16 protein-coding genes are annotated in these 18,427 nt (G+C 63.1%); 8 read left to right on the top strand and 8 right to left on the bottom strand.

From position 1 onward, the window contains the following. Positions 1–29: 29 nt before the first annotated feature. Complete coding sequence (gene ttcA, locus ABDK11_RS05290) at positions 30–956, bottom strand: tRNA 2-thiocytidine(32) synthetase TtcA (RefSeq protein WP_346839257.1); 927 nt, start codon at positions 954–956, stop codon at positions 30–32. Positions 957–1,180: 224 nt separating this feature from the next. Then, a complete protein-coding gene (locus tag ABDK11_RS05285) occupies positions 1,181–1,846 on the bottom strand; it encodes an arylesterase (RefSeq protein ID WP_346839256.1) in 666 nt (221 codons plus the stop codon). Positions 1,847–1,921: 75 nt separating this feature from the next. Between ABDK11_RS05285 and ABDK11_RS05280 the strand changes: the two genes are divergently transcribed. The 5 genes from ABDK11_RS05280 (at position 1,922) to ABDK11_RS05260 (ending at position 7,667) form a co-directional block, all read left to right on the top strand. Beyond that, complete coding sequence (locus ABDK11_RS05280; RefSeq protein ID WP_346839255.1) at positions 1,922–2,662, top strand: ATP-binding cassette domain-containing protein; 741 nt, start codon at positions 1,922–1,924, stop codon at positions 2,660–2,662. Continuing rightward, complete coding sequence (locus ABDK11_RS05275) at positions 2,662–5,214, top strand: FtsX-like permease family protein (protein ID WP_346839254.1); 2,553 nt, start codon at positions 2,662–2,664, stop codon at positions 5,212–5,214. Before ABDK11_RS05280 ends, ABDK11_RS05275 begins: the two co-directional genes overlap by 1 nt. Positions 5,215–5,341: 127 nt before the next feature. Then, positions 5,342–6,613, top strand: a complete 1,272-nt coding sequence (gene bioA, locus ABDK11_RS05270) for an adenosylmethionine--8-amino-7-oxononanoate transaminase (protein WP_346839253.1) — start codon at positions 5,342–5,344, stop codon at positions 6,611–6,613. A gap of 138 nt (positions 6,614–6,751) precedes the next feature. Further along, positions 6,752–7,282, top strand: a complete 531-nt coding sequence (locus ABDK11_RS05265) for a hypothetical protein (RefSeq protein ID WP_346839252.1) — start codon at positions 6,752–6,754, stop codon at positions 7,280–7,282. Between the two features lie 73 nt (positions 7,283–7,355). Next, complete coding sequence (locus ABDK11_RS05260; protein WP_346839251.1) at positions 7,356–7,667, top strand: hypothetical protein; 312 nt, start codon at positions 7,356–7,358, stop codon at positions 7,665–7,667. A 34-nt stretch (positions 7,668–7,701) separates the two neighbouring features. On the opposite strand, the gene ABDK11_RS05255 is transcribed toward ABDK11_RS05260, so the two are convergent. The 6 genes from ABDK11_RS05255 to ABDK11_RS05230 all read right to left on the bottom strand — a co-directional run bounded on the left by ABDK11_RS05255 (position 7,702) and on the right by ABDK11_RS05230 (position 14,638). Further along, positions 7,702–8,766: a peptidase M42 gene (locus ABDK11_RS05255; protein WP_346839250.1), complete on the bottom strand. Its 1,065-nt coding sequence runs from the start codon at positions 8,764–8,766 to the stop codon at positions 7,702–7,704. A gap of 89 nt (positions 8,767–8,855) precedes the next feature. Continuing rightward, on the bottom strand, positions 8,856–9,215 hold the full coding sequence (locus ABDK11_RS05250) for a cupin domain-containing protein (RefSeq protein ID WP_346839249.1): 360 nt from the start codon (positions 9,213–9,215) through the stop codon (positions 8,856–8,858). Positions 9,216–9,418: 203 nt separating this feature from the next. Then, entirely contained in the window at positions 9,419–9,850 is a 432-nt protein-coding gene (locus ABDK11_RS05245) for an acyl-CoA thioesterase (protein ID WP_346839248.1), read from the bottom strand. After that, the gene (locus ABDK11_RS05240; RefSeq protein WP_346839247.1) at positions 9,850–10,740 is read right to left on the bottom strand and encodes a dienelactone hydrolase family protein; all 891 of its coding nucleotides are present in this window, start codon (positions 10,738–10,740) and stop codon (positions 9,850–9,852) included. Before ABDK11_RS05240 ends, ABDK11_RS05245 begins: the two co-directional genes overlap by 1 nt. Then, positions 10,733–12,352 (bottom strand): BCCT family transporter, encoded by a 1,620-nt coding sequence (locus ABDK11_RS05235; protein ID WP_346839246.1) that lies wholly within the window; start codon positions 12,350–12,352, stop codon positions 10,733–10,735. Before ABDK11_RS05235 ends, ABDK11_RS05240 begins: the two co-directional genes overlap by 8 nt. An 81-nt stretch (positions 12,353–12,433) precedes the next feature. Next, the gene (locus ABDK11_RS05230; RefSeq protein WP_346839245.1) at positions 12,434–14,638 is read right to left on the bottom strand and encodes a TonB-dependent receptor; all 2,205 of its coding nucleotides are present in this window, start codon (positions 14,636–14,638) and stop codon (positions 12,434–12,436) included. A 128-nt stretch (positions 14,639–14,766) separates the two neighbouring features. On the opposite strand from ABDK11_RS05230, the gene ABDK11_RS05225 reads away from it, so the two are divergent. The 3 genes from ABDK11_RS05225 to ABDK11_RS05215 all read left to right on the top strand — a co-directional run bounded on the left by ABDK11_RS05225 (position 14,767) and on the right by ABDK11_RS05215 (position 17,854). Beyond that, a complete protein-coding gene (locus ABDK11_RS05225; protein WP_346839244.1) occupies positions 14,767–15,771 on the top strand; it encodes a GlxA family transcriptional regulator in 1,005 nt (334 codons plus the stop codon). A 202-nt stretch (positions 15,772–15,973) separates the two neighbouring features. Further along, a complete protein-coding gene (locus ABDK11_RS05220; protein WP_346839243.1) occupies positions 15,974–16,864 on the top strand; it encodes a 3-keto-5-aminohexanoate cleavage protein in 891 nt (296 codons plus the stop codon). Between the two features lie 9 nt (positions 16,865–16,873). After that, positions 16,874–17,854, top strand: a complete 981-nt coding sequence (locus ABDK11_RS05215) for an L-carnitine dehydrogenase (RefSeq protein ID WP_346839242.1) — start codon at positions 16,874–16,876, stop codon at positions 17,852–17,854. Positions 17,855–18,427 lie beyond the last annotated feature (573 nt).

Below are 18,427 nucleotides of genomic sequence, written 5' to 3'. Positions count from 1 at the left end.
CTACGCACGCCTGGTCAGCGCCGCCGATCCTACAGATTCAGCGCCTCGATATAGCGGGGCGGCTCTGCAACCGACTCCTCTTCCCCATCGGGAATCCAGGAGTGCACCTGCCGCTGAATTGCATGCTCGCCCCGCGCGCCAGCCGCTGGTGTAGTGCGGTCCAGCTCCAGGCTCTCGAAATCGTACAGGTCGCGATCCGCCAGTTGTGACGGCGACACCCGGGTCAGCGCAGCGAAAATATTCTCGCTGCGCCCGGGGAATTTCTGGTCCCAGTCCCGCAACATCTGCTTGATCGCCTGGCGCTGCAGGTTTTCCTGGCTGCCGCACAGGTTGCACGGAATGATCGGGAACTGCTTGATCGCCGCAAACTGCTCGATGTCCTGCTCGCGGCAGTAAGCCAGCGGGCGGATCACGATATTGCGGCCGTCGTCCGCGCGCAGCTTCGGCGGCATCGCCTTCAGGCGGCCGCCGTAGAACATGTTCAGGAACAACGTCTCGACGATATCGTCCTTGTGGTGTCCCAGCGCCACCTTGGTCGCCCCGATTTCCTCGGCAAAGCCGTACAGGGTGCCGCGGCGCAGGCGCGAGCAGAGGCCGCAAGTAGTCTTGCCCTCCGGCACCACCTCCTTCACCACCGAGTAAGTGTCCTTCTCCACAATGTGATAGGGCACCCCCAGGGACTGCAGGTACTCCGGCAGCACATGCTCGGGGAACCCCGGCTGCTTCTGGTCCATGTTGACCGCCACCAGCTCGAACCGCACCGGTGCCGTGCGCTGCAGATTGAGCAGGATATCCAGCATCGCATAGGAATCCTTGCCGCCGGACAGGCACACCATGATCTTGTCGCCCTCCTCAATCATATTGAAGTCGGCGATGGCGCGGCCCACGTTGCGGCGCAGGCGCTTCTGCAGCTTGTTGAATTCCAGCCGCTCGCGGCGGTTTTCCAGTTCGGACATGGTGTTTCTCTGACTACGGGTTCCGGGTCGAAAAGGCGCTTCGAACTGTAATGCGAAGGCCCTGATGCCGGTAGCGGGTTGCGGGACTGTCGGCCGGAGGGACCCGGCCGCCAAGCCTCCAGGGATGGATTCACGGCGTGTCCCGCAACCCGCTACCGGCAGCAGGGACGCCACAGAATTAGAATCCAGCCCTAAAATTCAGGCCGCGATTGTACGCATTTCGATCACGGAGTACACGACTGCCGGTCCACGGCTTTCCCCAGCAAGCCCTGCACACAGGGCCAGATATGCTCGAGCAGCGCCGGCTGGGCCGCCGCCGTGGGGTGAATGCCGTCCTCCTGCATGGCGCCGTCCTGCAGCGCCACCGGCGCCAGGAAGAAGGGCACCAGCGGCACCTGCTCCGCCTTCGCCACTTTCGGATACACCGCCGCAAAGGCGTCGGTATAGGCGCGGCCGTAATTCGGCGGAATGCGCATGCCCAGCAACAGCACCCGCACATCCGCCTTCTGCGCCAGCTGTACCATCTGCTCCAGATTGCGCGCCAGCGCCTGCGGCGGATAGCCGCGCAGGCCATCGTTACCGCCCAGCTCCACAATCAGCCAGCGCGGCCGGTGCTCCTGCAACAGCCGCGGCAGCCGCGCCAGGCCGCCCGCCGACGTCTCACCGCTGACACTCGCATTCACCACCGCCACCGGCGCCTCACCGCCGCCCAGCCGCTCGCGCAGCAGCTGCACCCAGCCCTGCGCCTCATCGATCCCGTAACCGGCACTGATACTGTCCCCCAGCACCAGCAGCGTCCCGCCATCGTCCGCACGGCCCGCCAGCGGGACCAACAGCAGCACACACAAGGCAAAACGCCCCCCGCAGCGCCGGAAAAACTCTGTCGTCATGTCATACTCTCCGCAATAGATGCCCGCGCCCTCTGGCCCACAACCCGGACCCCAGACATAAGTAAGGAAATGCCGATGCCCGCCGTGCTCAAGGCCGAAAACTTAAGCCACCGCGTCGCCACCAGCGAAGGTCCGCTGACGCTATTAAATAATATTTCTCTGCAACTCGCCCGCGGCCAGAGTCTCGCCATCACCGGCGCCTCCGGATCCGGCAAATCCACCCTGCTCGGGCTGCTCGCCGGCCTCGACCGCCCCAGCGAAGGCCGCATCTGGCTCGCCGGCGAGGAAATCACCGCCATGGACGAAGAACAGCGCGCCGCAGTGCGCGCCCGCAGCGTCGGCTTCGTATTCCAGACCTTCCAGCTGCTGCCCGGTCTCACCGCGCTGGAAAACGTCATGCTGCCCAGCGAACTGCGCGGCGAGCGCAACGCCGCCAAACGCGCCGAAGACTACCTCGCCCGCGTTGGTCTCCAGCACCGGCTGCACCACTATCCGCGCCAGCTGTCCGGCGGCGAACAACAGCGCGTCGCCCTCGCCCGCGCTTTTTGCAGTATCGCTGGCGGCGCCGGTTCCAGCGCAGACGACGAGTCGAGTGGCATCCTGTTCGCCGACGAGCCCACCGGCAGTCTCGACGCCGGCAACGGCGAAAAAGTCATCGACCTGCTGTTCAGCCTCAACGCCGAATCCGCCACCACCCTGGTGCTGGTCACCCACGAACAGCGCCTCGCCCAGCGCTGCGGCGCCCACCTGCAACTCGTCGCCGGCGAAATCGCCGCCGACAACGGCGGCGACACCCTCGCCGAGGCCGCAAGCTGATGCTGCCGCTCAAACTGCTGTGGCGCGACTGGCGCGGCGGCGAACTGGCGCTGGTGGCCGCCGCGCTGGTGCTGGCGGTCAGCAGCGTCACTGCCATCGCCCACTTCAGCGATCGCCTCAACCGCGCCATGCACCTGCAATCGCAGACCTTTCTCGCCGCCGAGCGGGTCGTCGCCAGCAGTCGGCCAGTGCCGCAGCGCTGGCTCGACGAAGCGCGCCGCCGCGGCCTCGAGCAAGCGCGCACGGTACAGTTCGCGTCGATGCTGTCCGCCGGTGACCAGTTCCAGTTCGCCTGGATCAAGGCCGCCAGCGAAGGCTACCCGCTGGTGGGCCAGCTGACCATGCGCGCGGCCGCGCAACAAAACATTCGCACCCTGCGCCATGGGCCGCCGCCCGGCGAGATCTGGCTGCAGCCGCGGCTGCTGCCGCTACTGCAGCTGCAGCCCGGCGACCGCGTGCAGCTGGGCGATATCCGCCTGCGCGTCGGCGGCCTGCTGGAAAGCGAGCCGGACGCCGGCGCCAGCCTGTTCTCCATGGGCGCGCGCGCATTGATCAACACCGCCGACCTGGACGCCGCCAACCTGATCCAGCCCGGCAGCCGCGTGCGCTACCGCTACCTGTTCGCCGGTGACGACGCTGCGCTGAAGCGCTATTTCAAATGGCTGCAGCCACAGCTCGGCGAGCACCAGCGGGTGCTCGACCTGCGCGACGGCCAGCCGCGCGTGGCCGCCGCCCTGCAGCGCGCCGAGCGCTTCCTGTTCCTCGCCGCCAGCCTCGCGGTACTGCTCGCCGGGGTTGCCGTCAGCCTCGCCGCGCGCCGCTACAGCCTGCGCCACGGCCGCTACGTCGCGGTAATGAAGAGTCTCGGCGCCGGGCGCAGCCAGGTGCTGCGCATCTATCTCGGACAGCTGGCCGCGCTGGCCCTGTGCGCCACCGCTGCCGGCCTCGCCATCGGCAGCCTGGTACAGGCCCAGGCGGTGGCGCTGATGGCCGACTTCTTCCCGGTGGCGCCGCCCCCCAGCCACTGGACGCCGCTGCTGGTGGGCGCCACCACCGGCTTCGTGTGCGCATTTGGCTTCGCCCTGCCGCCACTGGTGCGCCTCGCGCACACCAACCCCATGCAGACCCTGCACCGCGACTGGAGCAATCCGGATCGGCGCGAATGGCTGGGCCTGGTGCTGGGACCCACCTGCATGCTGCTGCTGATCTGGTGGCTTTGCGGCAGCCTGGCGATTACCGCCGCGCTGTGCGCCGGTATGGCCCTGCTGGTGGCCGGCAGCGCGCTGGTCAACCGGCTACTGGTGCGCGGCCGCCTGGCGGCGCTCGGTGGCAGCTGGCGTATCGCTATCGGCAGCCTGCAGCGCCGCGCCGCCTTCAACACCCTGCTGATCGCCGCGTTCGGCACCGGCCTGCTGGCCATGCTGGCGATGGTATTCGCGCGCACCGCGCTGATCGACGAATGGCGCATGCAGCTGCCGCAACACGCCCCCAACCACTTCCTGGTCAATATCGCCCCGGCGGAAGTCGCGGGCGTGCAACAGTTGCTGGCCGACCACCAGATCACCAGCACCGAGTTCTACCCGATGGTGCGCGGGCGCCTGACCGCCATCAACGGCGTGCCCGCCCGCGAGCGCCCGCAACAGGACGGCGCGCTGCGGCGCGAACTGAACCTGACCTGGACCGACACCCTGCCCGCCGACAACCGCATCGTCGCCGGCAACTGGTGGCAGCGCGGCGGCGCAGTTGCGCACGGCGCTCAGGGCGAGCCGGACAACCGCGGCGCCAAGCCGCAAGACACCGGCGGCGATTCGCCCAGCGCCGACGCCGCAGTGGTGAACGCCCGCGGTGTCTCGGTGGAAGTGGAGCTCGCCGCACGCCTCAAGCTCAAGCTCGGCGACCGGCTGCGCTTTGCCATCGGCGGCCTGGATGTGGAGGCGCCGATCACCAGCCTGCGCTCGCTGAACTGGAACAGTATGCGGCCGAATTTCTACATGATTTTCGCCCCCGGCAGTCTGGAGGACTTCCCCGCCACCTACATCACCAGCTTCTACCTGCCGCCGCAGCAGAAACTGCTGGTCAACGACCTGGTGCGCGCCCACCCCAGCGTCACCGTGATCGAGCTGGACCGCATCATCGCGCGTATCCGCGACACCATCGGCCAGGTGTCCATGGCGATCGAAGCAGTCATGGCGCTGATGCTGGTGGCCGGGGTGCTGGTGCTGGTGGCCGGCGTGCGCGCCAGCATCGCCGAGCGATTGCAGGAGGCGGCGATAATCCGCACACTGGGCGGCCGCCGCCGCCTGCTGCTGCACAGCCTGCTGCTGGAATTCGGCCTGGTGGGCGCCGCCGCCGGCCTGCTCGCCGCCGCCGGTGCCGAGGCCACCCTGGCGGTGCTGGCGCAGCGCGTGTTCGATCTGCCGTTCCACCTGCACCCGCTACTGTGGCTCGCCGGGCCGGCCGCCGGCGCGCTGCTGGTGGGCAGCGCCGGCACCCTGGCCTGCCGCGGCGCGCTGAGCCAGCCGCCATTGCGGGTGCTGCGGGAACTGGCGTAGGCTGCGCCGCGCGCACCAGCCGGGTACCCTCGAACAAGTGGTACCGCCGGGCGGGAAGTAACGCCAAACAATTTGTTGCGGTGCGCACGGCGCACCCTACCGCCATAGCAAGATGTAATTGATCACCATGGATTTAGATTTCGACCGCGACCATATCTGGCACCCCTACTCTTCCCTGATCAACCCGCCGCCGGTGTACCCGGTGGCGCGCGCCGAGGGGGTGCGGCTATACCTCGAAGACGGCCGCGGCCTGATCGACGGCATGTCGTCCTGGTGGTGCGCCCTGCACGGCTACAACGTGCCGGAACTGAACCGCGCCGCACGTGAGCAGATGGAGAAGATGTCCCATGTGATGTTCGGCGGCCTCACCCATGAACCGGCCATCGAGCTGAGCAGAAAACTGGTGCAGATCACGCCCGAGCCGCTGCAGCGGGTATTTCTCGCCGACTCCGGCTCGGTGTCGGTGGAAGTGGCCATCAAGATGGCGCTGCAGTACTGGCAGTCGCAGGGCAAGCCGCAGAAGCACCGCCTGCTGGCGCTGCGCAATGGCTACCACGGCGACACCTTCGGCGCCATGGCCACCTGCGACCCGGTTACCGGTATGCACCACCTGTTCGCCAGCCAGCTGACCCAGCACCTGTTCGCGCCGGCACCGCAGCCGAAATTCGACGAACCCTGCGAAGACAGTGATATCGCCGAGCTGCAGGCGCTGATCGAGCAACACCACGACGAACTGGCGGCGGTGATCCTGGAGCCCATCGTGCAGGGCGCCGGCGGTATGCGCTTCTATTCACCGGAATACCTGAAGCGCGTGCGCGAACTGTGCGACCGCTACGACCTGCTGTTGATCGCCGACGAGATCGCCACCGGCTTCGGCCGCAGCGGCAAGCTGTTCGCCTGTGAACACGCCGGCATCAGCCCGGACATCCTCACCCTCGGCAAGGCGCTCACCGGTGGCACCATGACCCTGGCCGCCACCCTGTGCACCGACAGAGTGGCCGAGGGCATCTGCCGCGGCGAGGCCGGCGTGTTTATGCACGGCCCCACTTTTATGGGCAACCCGCTCGCCTGCGCCGTATCCAATGCCAGTATCGAGCTGCTGTTGCAGAGTGCGTGGCAACAGCGTGTTGCGGATATCGAAAGCCAGCTGCGGCGCGAACTGGCGCCGCTCGCCGATGCACCGGGGGTCGCCGACGTGCGCGCACTGGGCGCCATCGGCGTGGTGGAAATGCGTGAACCGGTGGACATGATGCGGGTACAGAACGCCCTGATCGAACACGGCGTGTGGCTGCGCCCATTCGGCAGACTGGTCTATGCCATGCCGCCCTACGTGATCTCCCCCGAAGACCTGAGCCGCCTCACCGGCGCCATGGTCGAGGTGCTCGGCAACGCCGGTTAACCCGGCACTGTTCAGGCACCCGGTTAACCGCCAACCCCGCTGCGGGCACGTCCCCGCCCGCAGTGGCGACGCCTTCGCGCAGACTCGCAGTGTCGCAATTGAATTCCGACACTAAGATGCAGCGCGGAGGTACTTACCATGAATGTGTCCAACTCAGTTTACCGCTGGCCCTGCGCCGCCCTCTTTGTTCTGTTACTCGCCCTGGGAGGTTGCAGCCGCCAGAGCGACACCCACGATACTGGTAGCGCAACCGATACCAGCACGATGAATGACACCGGCGCGGCCAATGACACGACCAGCCCGGATACCAGCACGCCAGATGCCAATGCGCCCGATGCCAACGCGCCCGATGCCAACATGTCGGACAGCAGCGGCCAAGCGGCCATGGCGCCCACCACCGACACCGAAATCTGCACCCCGGAATGGTTTGCCTGGGTCCACGATCAGGTAATGGCAATGCCCGACGGCAAGCGCGCCGAGCTCTACCCGAACGGGCTGCCGGAAGTCGGCAGTGACGAGTGGTTTATCGCCATCGACAAACTGACCGGTGGCGACGGCGCCCACGGCCCCGACGGCGGCAGCGCCGAGTGGTGCAGCATGATGCAGGAACGCCTGGCGAAGCCCGATAACGGCAAGTCGGATATGGAGCAGCCCGATAGCGGCCAGTAACCGCCAATTAAAGTTGTGATTGCCCCCGAGCCGACACTACCAATAAGGTCCGGTCGTGCTCGGGGAGCAGTCTATGAACCTGTTGGCTACCGTATTAATCGCCCAGTCTCTCACGACGCCCATCCCGGCGCCGTCCAACCCGCCGTTATCGAACCAGGCCTATTTCGACAGCCCCGACCTCTACCAGGCCGAGCCGTCGGTGACCGCCATGTCTGCGGCGGCGGTGCGCTACCGGCTCAACGGCCTCGGCTACCAGCCGATAACCTCGATGAAGTTTGTCGGTGGGCGCTGGAAGGTAACGGCCTACTGGCAGGGCAAGCAGCGGCGCCTGGAAGTGGATGAGAATACCGGCCGCGTGCTGTCCGACAGACCGCTGCGGCGCTGAGAAAAATTTCCCGATCAAATAGTAAAGGCCCGGATCAAAAGGCTCCCGCGCGCTCCGCCCACAGCACCAGCAGGCGACTGAAGGCATTGCTGGCCAATACTGTCGCCGACTCTTCCATGGTGTGGTAACCGGTGGTGGGGATCTGCAGCGTGGTGCCCTGTACGAAACCGCGCGAGGCCGCCACGATACGCCCCAGCTCCGTACTGCCAAGCGACTGCGGCTCCTGCCCCTGCGACTCTGCTAGCTGGTTCTGCGCATCGATATACGCATCCTTGAAGGTGTAGCGAATACCCGCCTCCTGGCACAGGGCTTCCAGCTTTTCCGTGGTCCCCGGATGAAAGTCCGCATTCACGTCGCGCCGCCGCAACACGACGTCCTGACAATCCGCTGCAGCGCGATCGGGATACGGGCTCGTATCCAGCACCAGCAAGCGCTCGGTACCGCCATCAAAGCGGCGAAACCACTCCAACAAATAGCGCCAGCTGCTGCCTGACTCCTCCTGGGCCGTAAAGAACGCGGTGCCCTGGTAACCCAGAGCAAACAGGTGCACCAGATGAGCCGCGCTCAGCACATTGTCCAACTGCGCACTCAAAATGCCACCGGCGATGCTCAGGCGATCGCGAAACGCGACCGGCGTCCCCGCCACCAGGTGCGCCAGGCCGTCCACCTCAAAGATCAGGTTGTTGCGGTACTCGCAGACATAGGCCCCCTCGATGACACCGGCGCCCAGATAGGACCCGGCCCAGGGTTGATAGGCCATGACCGGCACACCCTGGAAGCGGTTGACGATTTTCGTCATCAGCTTTTCGGAGACGGAGTTACCCAGCAGATCGGAACGGTGTCCGGCCACGAACGCGGCGTACTGGAATTCATTGGGACCGGTGCAGATCAGGCCGTGGCGATCGATATGCGCCGAGAACATGGCTGCGCCGGGCTTGCGGCCGCGCGCTACCAGCAGCCCCTCGTACCAGGTCACCTGCACGCCCAGTTCCTCCAGCTCGCGCTGCAGGGCACGGAAGAAAGCGTGCTCGGCACCCACCACACAGGGCGTGCGCACCAGTTCTTTTAACAGGTCGATAAAATGGTCGGCTCGCTGCATCACTGCCCGCCCTCGCTTGTACAGGGCAACAGTGTCACCGATTTCGGTTGCGGCGAACAGTCCGGCGAACGGGGATTTTCGCGCCCGAATCAGTCTTCGCGCGCGTAGTCCACCATGCCCTGAAAATCGACCACCACCACCGGTTCGTCACCGACCACCCAGGCATCGTGACCCGACGGCAGCAGCGATACATCCCCGGCGCGGCACTCCAGCTCGGTGCCATCATCCATCAACACCATCAAGGTGCCGGACACATGGTACTGGAAGTGCGGCGCCTCACAGCTATCGGTACCGGCCAGCGACTTGACCGACTCGGACCAGCGCCAGCCGGGTTCGAAAATGGCGCGACCGACCACACCACCGCCCATTTTGACAATCTCCACCCGCCCGTTGGGAAACTCTCGCACCTCGTCCGGCTTCGCAAAGCCCTTCACCGCGGGTTTATCCATTTTTCATTCCTGTTGATTGCCATGCGCCGGAATAGCGAAAACAGCGCCGCCCCGGCGGGCGGCGACAAGCGCGTCAATAAAAAATATAGCAGTGACACCCCGCGCCAAGGGAACCAGGTGCGGGGCGCAAACGCCCTGAACAGGGCGGGAGAGAAAAGTCGTAGCCAGGGCGCCGGCAGTGATTGCCTGCCGGCGCCGTCTCGTCAGTCGCAGTCGGCCGCGGCGGCGGTGTAGGGTAGCGCCGCTTGGCGCATCACATCGGGGATCGGCGCGGTAGCGCGCCGCTGCAGGTCAAACAGCACCGAGGTGGCCTTGTTGACCGCGGCCACCTCGCCGCTTTCACTCAAGTACAGGGTCTGCCGGTAGGTGATGGAGCTGTTGCCAATGCGCAGCGCCTCACACTCCACGTGCACCAGTGCACCGGCCGGCACCTCGGCCTTGTAGTCGATCTCGTGGCGCACGTCGGCCCAGCCCAGGCGACGCTCGCCATCGACCATGGCGTCGTGGCCGAGCAGCAACATGAAGTGCTGCATCGCATCGTCAAACATACCGACGTAGTTGCGGGTGTTCATGTGCCCCATCTCATCGCACAACCAGGTGTGCGCGACGCCGGAAAAGGTCCGCGCGGCGGCCATTACTGGGCACCCCGGATGATTTTCAGCATGGTTTGCCAGGCATCCTGGGTCGCCTTCGGATCGTACTTGGAGCCCGCTTCAATATTCGCCTGGTTGGGCCTGGCGTGATCGAAGGTATGGGTCGCACCCGGGTAGATTTTCACCGCCAGCGGGCCCGCCTCTTTCGGGTGGTGCGGAGCGTAAGCCTGGCAGGTCTGCTCGTCGATGTAACGGTCGTCGGTGCCGATAAAAATCGCCGCCGGTACTTTCACCGTCCACGGCTGCATGCAGGTGCCATAGAACATGAAAGCGCCTTTCACCCGCTGCTCGAAATCCACCTGCGGCCACTGCGACAGGCCGATCGGCGCCGATTTGCTGGAGGCCTGCACCAGCGCCGCCCAGATGGTGACCGCACCGTGGGAGAAACCGGCCAGATACAGGTTGTCGCCATCCACACGCGGATCTTTCTGCACATCGGCGATAGTGGCGAGGATATCCGCCGAGCGCTGCCACGGCGTCATCACCTTGAAGTCGCAGGCATCGTGCCAGTCGATACCGCGGCCGGTGTAACTGTCCACCGCGATCATCCCCAGACCGGCACCGTTCAGGCGCTTGGCCCAGTCCTGCTCATGGCTCGCAGTGGGACCGCTGCAACCGTGGAAAAACAGCACGGTCGGTACCGGCTTGTCGGTCTTCGGGAAATAGGCCTTGTCGTAGGGGCGCAGATCCTTGCTGATCGCCGCCATACTGGTGTCCTTGACCGTGGCCTTGGCGTGGGCGATGGCCTTGGCGATAAATTGCTGTACCGAGCCTTTTTCGACCACATCTTCCAGTTCGCCGCGATTGTCTTTGGTGGCCCCCAGGACCTGGCCGCTGACCAGCATCGCCAGCAGCAAAAATACTCTAACCATGTTGAGACTCCTGAGACTCTTGATAGAAAGGTTGGGAGGAAGGTTGAGGGGTAGCTTCAACCTTGGGTTCAATCACCAGCGCACGCTTGCGTACGCGCTGGCCGAAATCGTTGTTCAGGGTTCGCATCAGCGAGCGGAACACCACAAACAGCACCAGCATCAGCGGCAGTGCCAGAATGATCGTCATCGACTTGACGGTCTGCAGGCCACTGGCAAACAGCAGCCCCACCGCAATCAGCGCCAGCACAAAAGACCAGGCCAGGCGATTCAGCTGGGCCGGCTCCTGCTCGCCGTAAAGGTTTTTGGTGCTGATACTGGCGAGTACGTACGCGGAAGAATCCAATGTGGTGGCCAGGAACACAAAACTGAGCAGCGTAAACGCCGCCAGGATCACCTGGCTGAACGGCAGCGTGCGGATGATCGCCACCACCGTGGCCGGGATGCCGCTGTCGTGCAGCGACTGGGTCACGTTCAGGGTGCCGGACAACTCGAGGTTCAGGGCATAGGCACCACAGATACTCAGGAAGGCCACACAGCCGAGACTGCCCCAGGCCATAATGCCCAGCACCATCTGGCGGATGGTGCGCCCGCGCGAAATGCGGCCGAAGAACAGCCCCATCAGCGGTGCATAGGCGATCCACCAGCCCCAGTAAAACAGTGTCCAGGCTTCCGGGAAACCGCCGTGCTTGATCGGGTCGAGCCAGAAACTGATGCGGGTAAAGTTGTTCAACATCAGGCCGAGACTGTTGGCAGACATCGACAGAATAAATACCGTCGGCCCCGCCAGCAGCACCACCAGCACCACGGCAATGGCGAGGAAAATATTGATATCACTGAGGATACGAATCCCCGCCTTCAGCCCTTTATAGGCGCTGGCGCCAAAGATCAGTGTCCACACCGCGATGACCGCAAGGCGGGTCAGCAGGGTTTCCGGAATCCCCAGCAGTGACGTAGTCAGTGCCGAAACCAGTGGTACACCGAGCCCCAGCGAGGTACCGGCGCCGCCGATCAGGCCGAGAATAATCAGTGTGTCGATCAGCGAACCGAGCCAGCCATCGGCGCGGCGCCCCAGCAGCGGGCGGCAGACTTCGGAGATACGCAGGAATGGGCGGTGATCCACGTGCAGCATATAGGCCACGGCCACCGACGGCACCGCATACAGCGCCCAAGGCACAAAACTCCAGTGGAACTGTGCGTACATGTGCCCCCACTCGGCGGCGCTGGCCGAGTGCGCTTGCAAGTGCAGCGGCGGTGTCGACAGATAGTAGATCGGCTCGACAAAAGACCAGCTCACCAGGCCGATGCCGATACCGGCGGAGAACATCATCGCCGCCCAGCTCAGCTCGGAATACTCCGGCGGCTCATCGGTGCGGGACATTTTTACCTGGCCGAAGCGTCCGAACGCCAGCCACAGGGCAAATACAAAAGTACCGAAACCAAAGATCACGAACAGCCAGCCAAACTCACTGGTTACCATCGACATCAGGTCGGCGGCCCAGGTTTCTGCCTGCTGCGGCATCAAGATCAGTAAACAGGCGACGGCGACGGCAATACCGAACGCGGGCACAAAAGCGGCGAGATCCAATCTCGGTTGGGGTCTGGGTACTGTCACAAGTGTCTTCTTAACCGGGGGTAAGAAACGGGGCTACCTGAATCCAGTAGCCCCGGACGGGTTGCGTCATCAGCGCAGGATTCAGAAATCCTGGGAAACGCTGACACCCGAGGTAGTCGGTGCACCCTCGATGGCAAAGGCCATACCGGCCTGCTCAAACGCGTGCGCGCGATACTCTTCGTCGGTCAGGTTCTTGCCCCACAGGGAGACTTTCAGGCCGCGATAGTTGTCCCAGGTGGCACTGGCGTTGACCAGGGTGCGCGCGTCGTCGCCGGCGGCAGCCACATTGTCGACACTGTAGAACACCTCGCTCTGGTACATCGCGTCGGTATGGAAGTTGATCGCCGCACTGTCGCCCAGCAGCCATTCGTAGTTCAGGCTCGCGGACACAGAGTTTTTCGGCGCGCGCGCCAGGCTGTTGCCAACAACGGCCGGATTGGATTCAAAGTCGACATACTCGGAATCGGTGTAGCCGTAGCTCAGACCCGCGCGCAGCCCCTCGGTCAGGTAGGCGGTCGCCTCCAGCTCGAAGCCTTTGATTTTCGCATCGCCGGTGGCGGTCTTCACCTGGCCGCTTTCCAAATCCACAGTGAAATTCTGCAGGTCGGCGTAATCCATGTAGTAGACGGCACCGTTCAGGCGCAGGCGCTGATCCAGCAGGCTGTACTTGAAGCCGACTTCATAGTTGGTCGCGTTTTCGGGATTGAACGCCACGGTAGCGCCCTGCTCGGTTGCCGCGATGCCGTTGAAGCCGCCGGCCTTGTAACCCTCGGAAATGGTCGCGTAGAGGATGTCGGCATCTTCACTGGTGTAGGTCAGCGTCACTTTCGGGGTGAACTTGTTCCAGCTCTTGTCCGCCGCCACCGCGTAGTTTTCTGCCAGGAAGCCGAACAGGTCCGGCGCACCGCTGGCAATACTGGTGAAGTCTTTTTCATCGCGGGTGTAACGGCCACCGACCGCCAGGCTCCACGCCGGCGCAAAGTGGTAAGTCGCCTCGCCGAACACCGCGTAGCTGTTGGTTTCGTTGGTCGCGTCCCACACCGGGCGCGAGCTCAGACCGAGACCACCGAGCCCCAGGGTGTCGTACACATGGGTGGAATCAAAGCTCTCGATACGGTGCACGTCTTCATTGAAGTAGTACAGGCCGGCAGTCCATTCCAGCTTCTCGGTACCGGTGGACTGCAGGCGCAGCTCCTGGGTGAACTGGCTGGAGTCTTCGGTGGCATCGTTGGTCAGCGCGGCATTGGCCGGCGCCAGGTAGCGGCCCAGCAGGTCGTCGTTGAAGGCGTAGTCCTGGGAGCGGTAGGCGGTGATCGACACCAGCTCCATACCGCCCATGTAGTGAGTGACCTTGGCGGAAGTGCCGTACATCTCGCGATCGGCGTAACCGTCTTCGAACAGGTCGACCTTGTCGGGCTGGCCTTCGGTGGGGTGTTTTACACCAAATACATCGCGATAGCCCTCGACACTGCGCGCACCGGAACCGACCAGATCGTCTTTGGAGTAATCGGCGCTTAGCAGGAAGTCGGTGTTGTCACCGACGCTGAAAGCCAGTTTACCGCGGGCGGAATTGTTGTCCTGATTAGCCAGGTCGTGGCCACTGGCCACATTTTCGATCCAGCCGTCACGTTTGCGGCTGGAGACCGCCAGGCGCCCGTTGACACCGTCGGTCAGCGGGCCACTGATAACGCCCTGCAGCTGGTGCAGGTTGTAGTTGCCGGCGGTGACCTTGGCTTTTGCCTTGAACTCATCGGTCGGGTTCTTGGTAATCACATTGATCGCACCGCCGGCAACATTGCGGCCATACAGGGAACCCTGCGGGCCACGCAGCACTTCTACCTGTTGCACGTCGAACATATCGGAGCTGTAGCCACCGGCGCGGCCCGCGTAGACTTCATCGATAAACACACCGACCGAAGCATCATCGCCAACCGAACTGGAGTTGGTGCCCACGCCGCGAATATAGGGCTGCGGCGTGACCGGGTTGTAGCTGGACAGGGCAAAGCCCGGAGTCATGGCGGAGACATCGCCGACATCCAGGATATTGCTGCGCTCCATCGCGTCTTCATTGAAAGCGGACACGGCGATGGGCACACTCTGCAGGTTCTGAACCTTCCGCTGCGCGGTAACCGACACTTCCTCCAGCGCCAGGGTTGCGCCGTCTTTTTTACCGGTATCGGCAGCTGCCACAGCCTGGCTCAGCAGGATGGCCGCGGAGGCGGAAACCATGGTGGCGAGAGGATTACGTTTGAAAGAATCGTTAGCAGTAGAATTATCAGTTTGCATTCAATTTCCAGTTACTTATTGGTTAAAAGACTCCAAAAACACCCTAGGAAGCGTTGAGAGGTGGCTATCCTACTGGCTGGCGGGGTATATACTTTATTGAATGCGACGAATTCTTTAGCTTTAGCGACATGACTACCGATTCACCCGAGCTCAGCACTCAAGACACCTTCCAGCCTCCCAGATTCGGGCAGAGCGATGTCATCCATATCGGTTTCGTGTTGATCCCGCAGTTTTCCTTTTTCGCCCTCGCCTGCTGCTCGGAGCCCCTGCGGGTGGCGAACCGCATCGTAGGCAGAAAATTGTTTGAATTTACGTTTTTGTCAGAAGAAGGCGAACCGGTCAGCGCGTCCAACGGGATCCCCTTTCCAGTGCAATACAGCCTCGCGGACTGTCCCAGCGATTATCAAACCGTCGTCGTGGTATCCGGCTTTGATCCACTGGACGGCTGCGGCGATACACTGTTGCCGGAACTGCGGCGGCTTTCGGTGAACGGGGTCAGCCTGGGCTGCGTGGACACCGGGGCCCATATCCTTGCCAAGGCGGGACTCCTGCACGGCCAGAAAGCCATCGTGCACTGGGAGGCGAGCAGCAGCTTTCAGGAAAGCTACCCATCGATTCAGGTGGTGCCGGAACGCTTTATGATTGAAGAGAACCGCGTATCTGCGGCGGGCGGGCTCAGCAGCCTGGATATGATGCTGAACATCATCCGCGCCACCCATGGGCACGAACTCGCCAACGCCGTGGCCGAGCAGTTCACCTATAACTATATCCAGAGCGCCGACGACTCCCAGCGCATGAGTCTGCGCAGCCGCCTGATGACCACCAACAAGCGCCTGATCGAGACAGTGCAGATTATGGAGAAGCACCTGGTTCAGCCGCTGTCGATCCAGCAGATTGCCGAACGCGCGGATATATCGGTGCGCGAGCTGGAGCGCCTGTTCAAAAAGGAAGTGGGCACACCGCCAAAGCGCTTCTATCGCCGCCTGCGCCTGGAGAAGGCCCGGCAACTGTTGCGTCAGACTGATATGACTGTGCTGGATATTGCCATCTCCTGTGGCTTCCAGTCCTCCGCCTACTTCAGCGCCGCCTACCGCCACGAATTCGGCATCAGCCCGAGCAGGGATCGCAGCTGACCGGGCTGCGTTGATACACCGTTCGTGTCATTTTCAGCGCGGCCTGCCGCTGCCGCGTGGTCAGGCTGCAGAAATTCCGTTCCGGCATCCCGCCATTCTCTTCTGTCGTAATTTCGCAACTTCCCTGCGAGTTACCGCGCGCGATTTTTACTCTGTGCTCTAGCATTGGCCGCCAAATTATCCACAACTGGAGCAGGTGCCGATGAACAACAGCGTGATTATCACATGCGCCCTGACTGGTGCCGGGGCAACCACAGACAAGAGCCCGCACGTACCGGTCACCCCGCAACAAATTGCCGACGACGCCATTGCCGCCGCCAAGGCCGGCGCTGCCGTGGCCCACATTCATGTGCGCGACCCCAAGACCGGCGCACCCAGCCGCGATACCGAGCTGTACCGCGAAGTGGTCGAGCGCATTCGCGAATCCGACCAGGATGTGGTGATCAACCTGACCGCCGGCATGGGCGGCGACCTGCTGCTGGGCCCGGACGAAGAGCCGATGCAGTTCGCCGACGGCACCGACCTGGTCGGCGGCCTGGAGCGTCTCAAGCACATCGAAGCCCTGCGCCCGGAGATCTGCACACTGGACTGCGGCTCGCTGAACTTCGGCAACGACAACCTGGTATATGTCTCCTCCCCGCAGATGCTGCGCATCGGCGCCAAGCGCGTGCAGGAGCTGGGAGTAAAACCGGAACTGGAAATCTTCGATACCGGCAACCTGTGGTTCGCCAACCAGATGCTGGCCGAAGGCCTGCTCGACGAACCGCCGCTGTTCCAGCTGTGCATGGGGATTCCCTGGGGCGCCCCGCCCGATGTCAGCACCCTCAAGGCCATGGTCGACAACCTGCCGCAGGGTGCCCAGTGGGCCGGCTTCGGCATCGGCCGCCACCAGTTCCCGATGGCTACACAGGTCATGCTGATGGGCGGCAACGTGCGTGTAGGGCTGGAAGACAACCTGTACCTGAAGAAAGGGCAACTGGCCACCAACGCCGAACTTGTCGAGAAGGCCGTCACCATCATCGAGCTGCTCGGCGGCAACATCGCCACACCGGCGGAAACCCGCGAACGCCTGAAGCTGAAGAAACAGGACTAAGGAGACAGCATGTCACACGCAGCAGTGATCGGAACCGGCGTTATCGGCGCCGGCTGGGTGGCCAGACTCCTGGCCCAGGGGTACGACGTCATCGCCTGGGATCCGGGTACCGACGCAGAGCGCAAACTGCGCGAAAGCATCGATACCGCCTGGCCAGCATTGGAGAAGGTCGGCCTGGTAGAAGGCGCCAGTAAAGAACGCCTGCGCTTCGCCGGCTCACTGGCCGAAGCCTGTGAGGGAGCCTATTTCATTCAGGAAAACGCCCCCGAGCGCGAGGCGATGAAAGTCGACCTGCTGGCAGAAATCAGCCAGGCCGCACCGGAAAACGCACTGATCGGCTCCTCCACCTCGGGCTTCAAACCCAGCGTGTTGCAGCAGAACATGACCGCACCGCAGCGCTTCTTCGTCAGCCACCCGTTCAATCCGGTCTACCTGCTACCGCTGGTGGAAGTGGTTGGCGGCGAGAAGACTTCCGCAGAGACCATCGAACGCGCCACCGCTTTCTTCAAGGAAATCGGCATGCACCCGCTGCATGTACGCAATGAAATCGACGGCCACCTGTCCGACCGCCTGCTGGAAGCGGTATGGAGAGAGATACTGCACCTGGTTAACGACGGCATCGCCACCACCGGTGAACTGGACCAGGCCATTACCTACGGCCCCGGCCTGCGCTGGGCCTTCATGGGTACCAACCTCACCTACCACCTGGCGGGTGGCGAAACCGGCATGCGCCACATGCTGGAACAGTTCGGCCCCGCGCTGAAACTCCCCTGGACCAAACTGGAAGCCCCGGAGCTCAACGACCAGCTGATCGACCGCATGGTGGAAGGCACCCAGGAGCAGGCCGGCGACCAGTCCATCCGCGAACTGGAAGCGCTGCGTGATAACTGCCTGGTACGCATCATGGAAACGCTGGGTGAATACGAGGTGGGAGCGGGCAAAGTGCTGGCCGAACACCGTGCCCGCCACCAGATCTCAACGGATACCTAACCACTAAGCAACGCTATTTGCCCGACCGTGGGTAGTAGCAGAGTACTCTGCCGCTGCCCCGTACCCGGGTTACTGACTCGCTACTGCCCGCTGAACTCCTGCGCGTAGCGTCGCCCAATAGCCAGCGGGCTACATACATAGACACAAATGGTCTTCTACGTCCGGTGCCGAAGGCCCACTACCTATCGCATCATTACGCATGGTCAGTTTACGTTGCTTCAATAAATCATGCGTTCCTTGCCTGATTCTAATTTTCAATCGATAGGCAGTGTCTACTAAACGTGGGTAAGTCTTACACATAACGCCGCTGGCAACGGCCGTAATGTAGACGCGAAACGCCGAAATGGAGGTCCAGCCCACGCAGTAGACGATGTTGCCTAGCCTTGTCAACACTACGCTACTTCGTAGGTACGATGCCCACTTGATCCACTCCATATTATTGCTGTAAAAGATTGCTTTACTAGCCCTTTTTCAATGAGAGCAATTACAAGATTTGCCAACTCTTCATCAGTGACATATCGCATAGAGGCATCTTGGCCTGAGACGCCGACCTTGCCATTTATGATTTGCGTT

Source organism: Microbulbifer sp. SAOS-129_SWC (assembly GCF_039696035.1).
Lineage (GTDB): Bacteria > Pseudomonadota > Gammaproteobacteria > Pseudomonadales > Cellvibrionaceae > Microbulbifer.
This window is presented reverse-complemented; position numbering and strand designations above follow the sequence as displayed.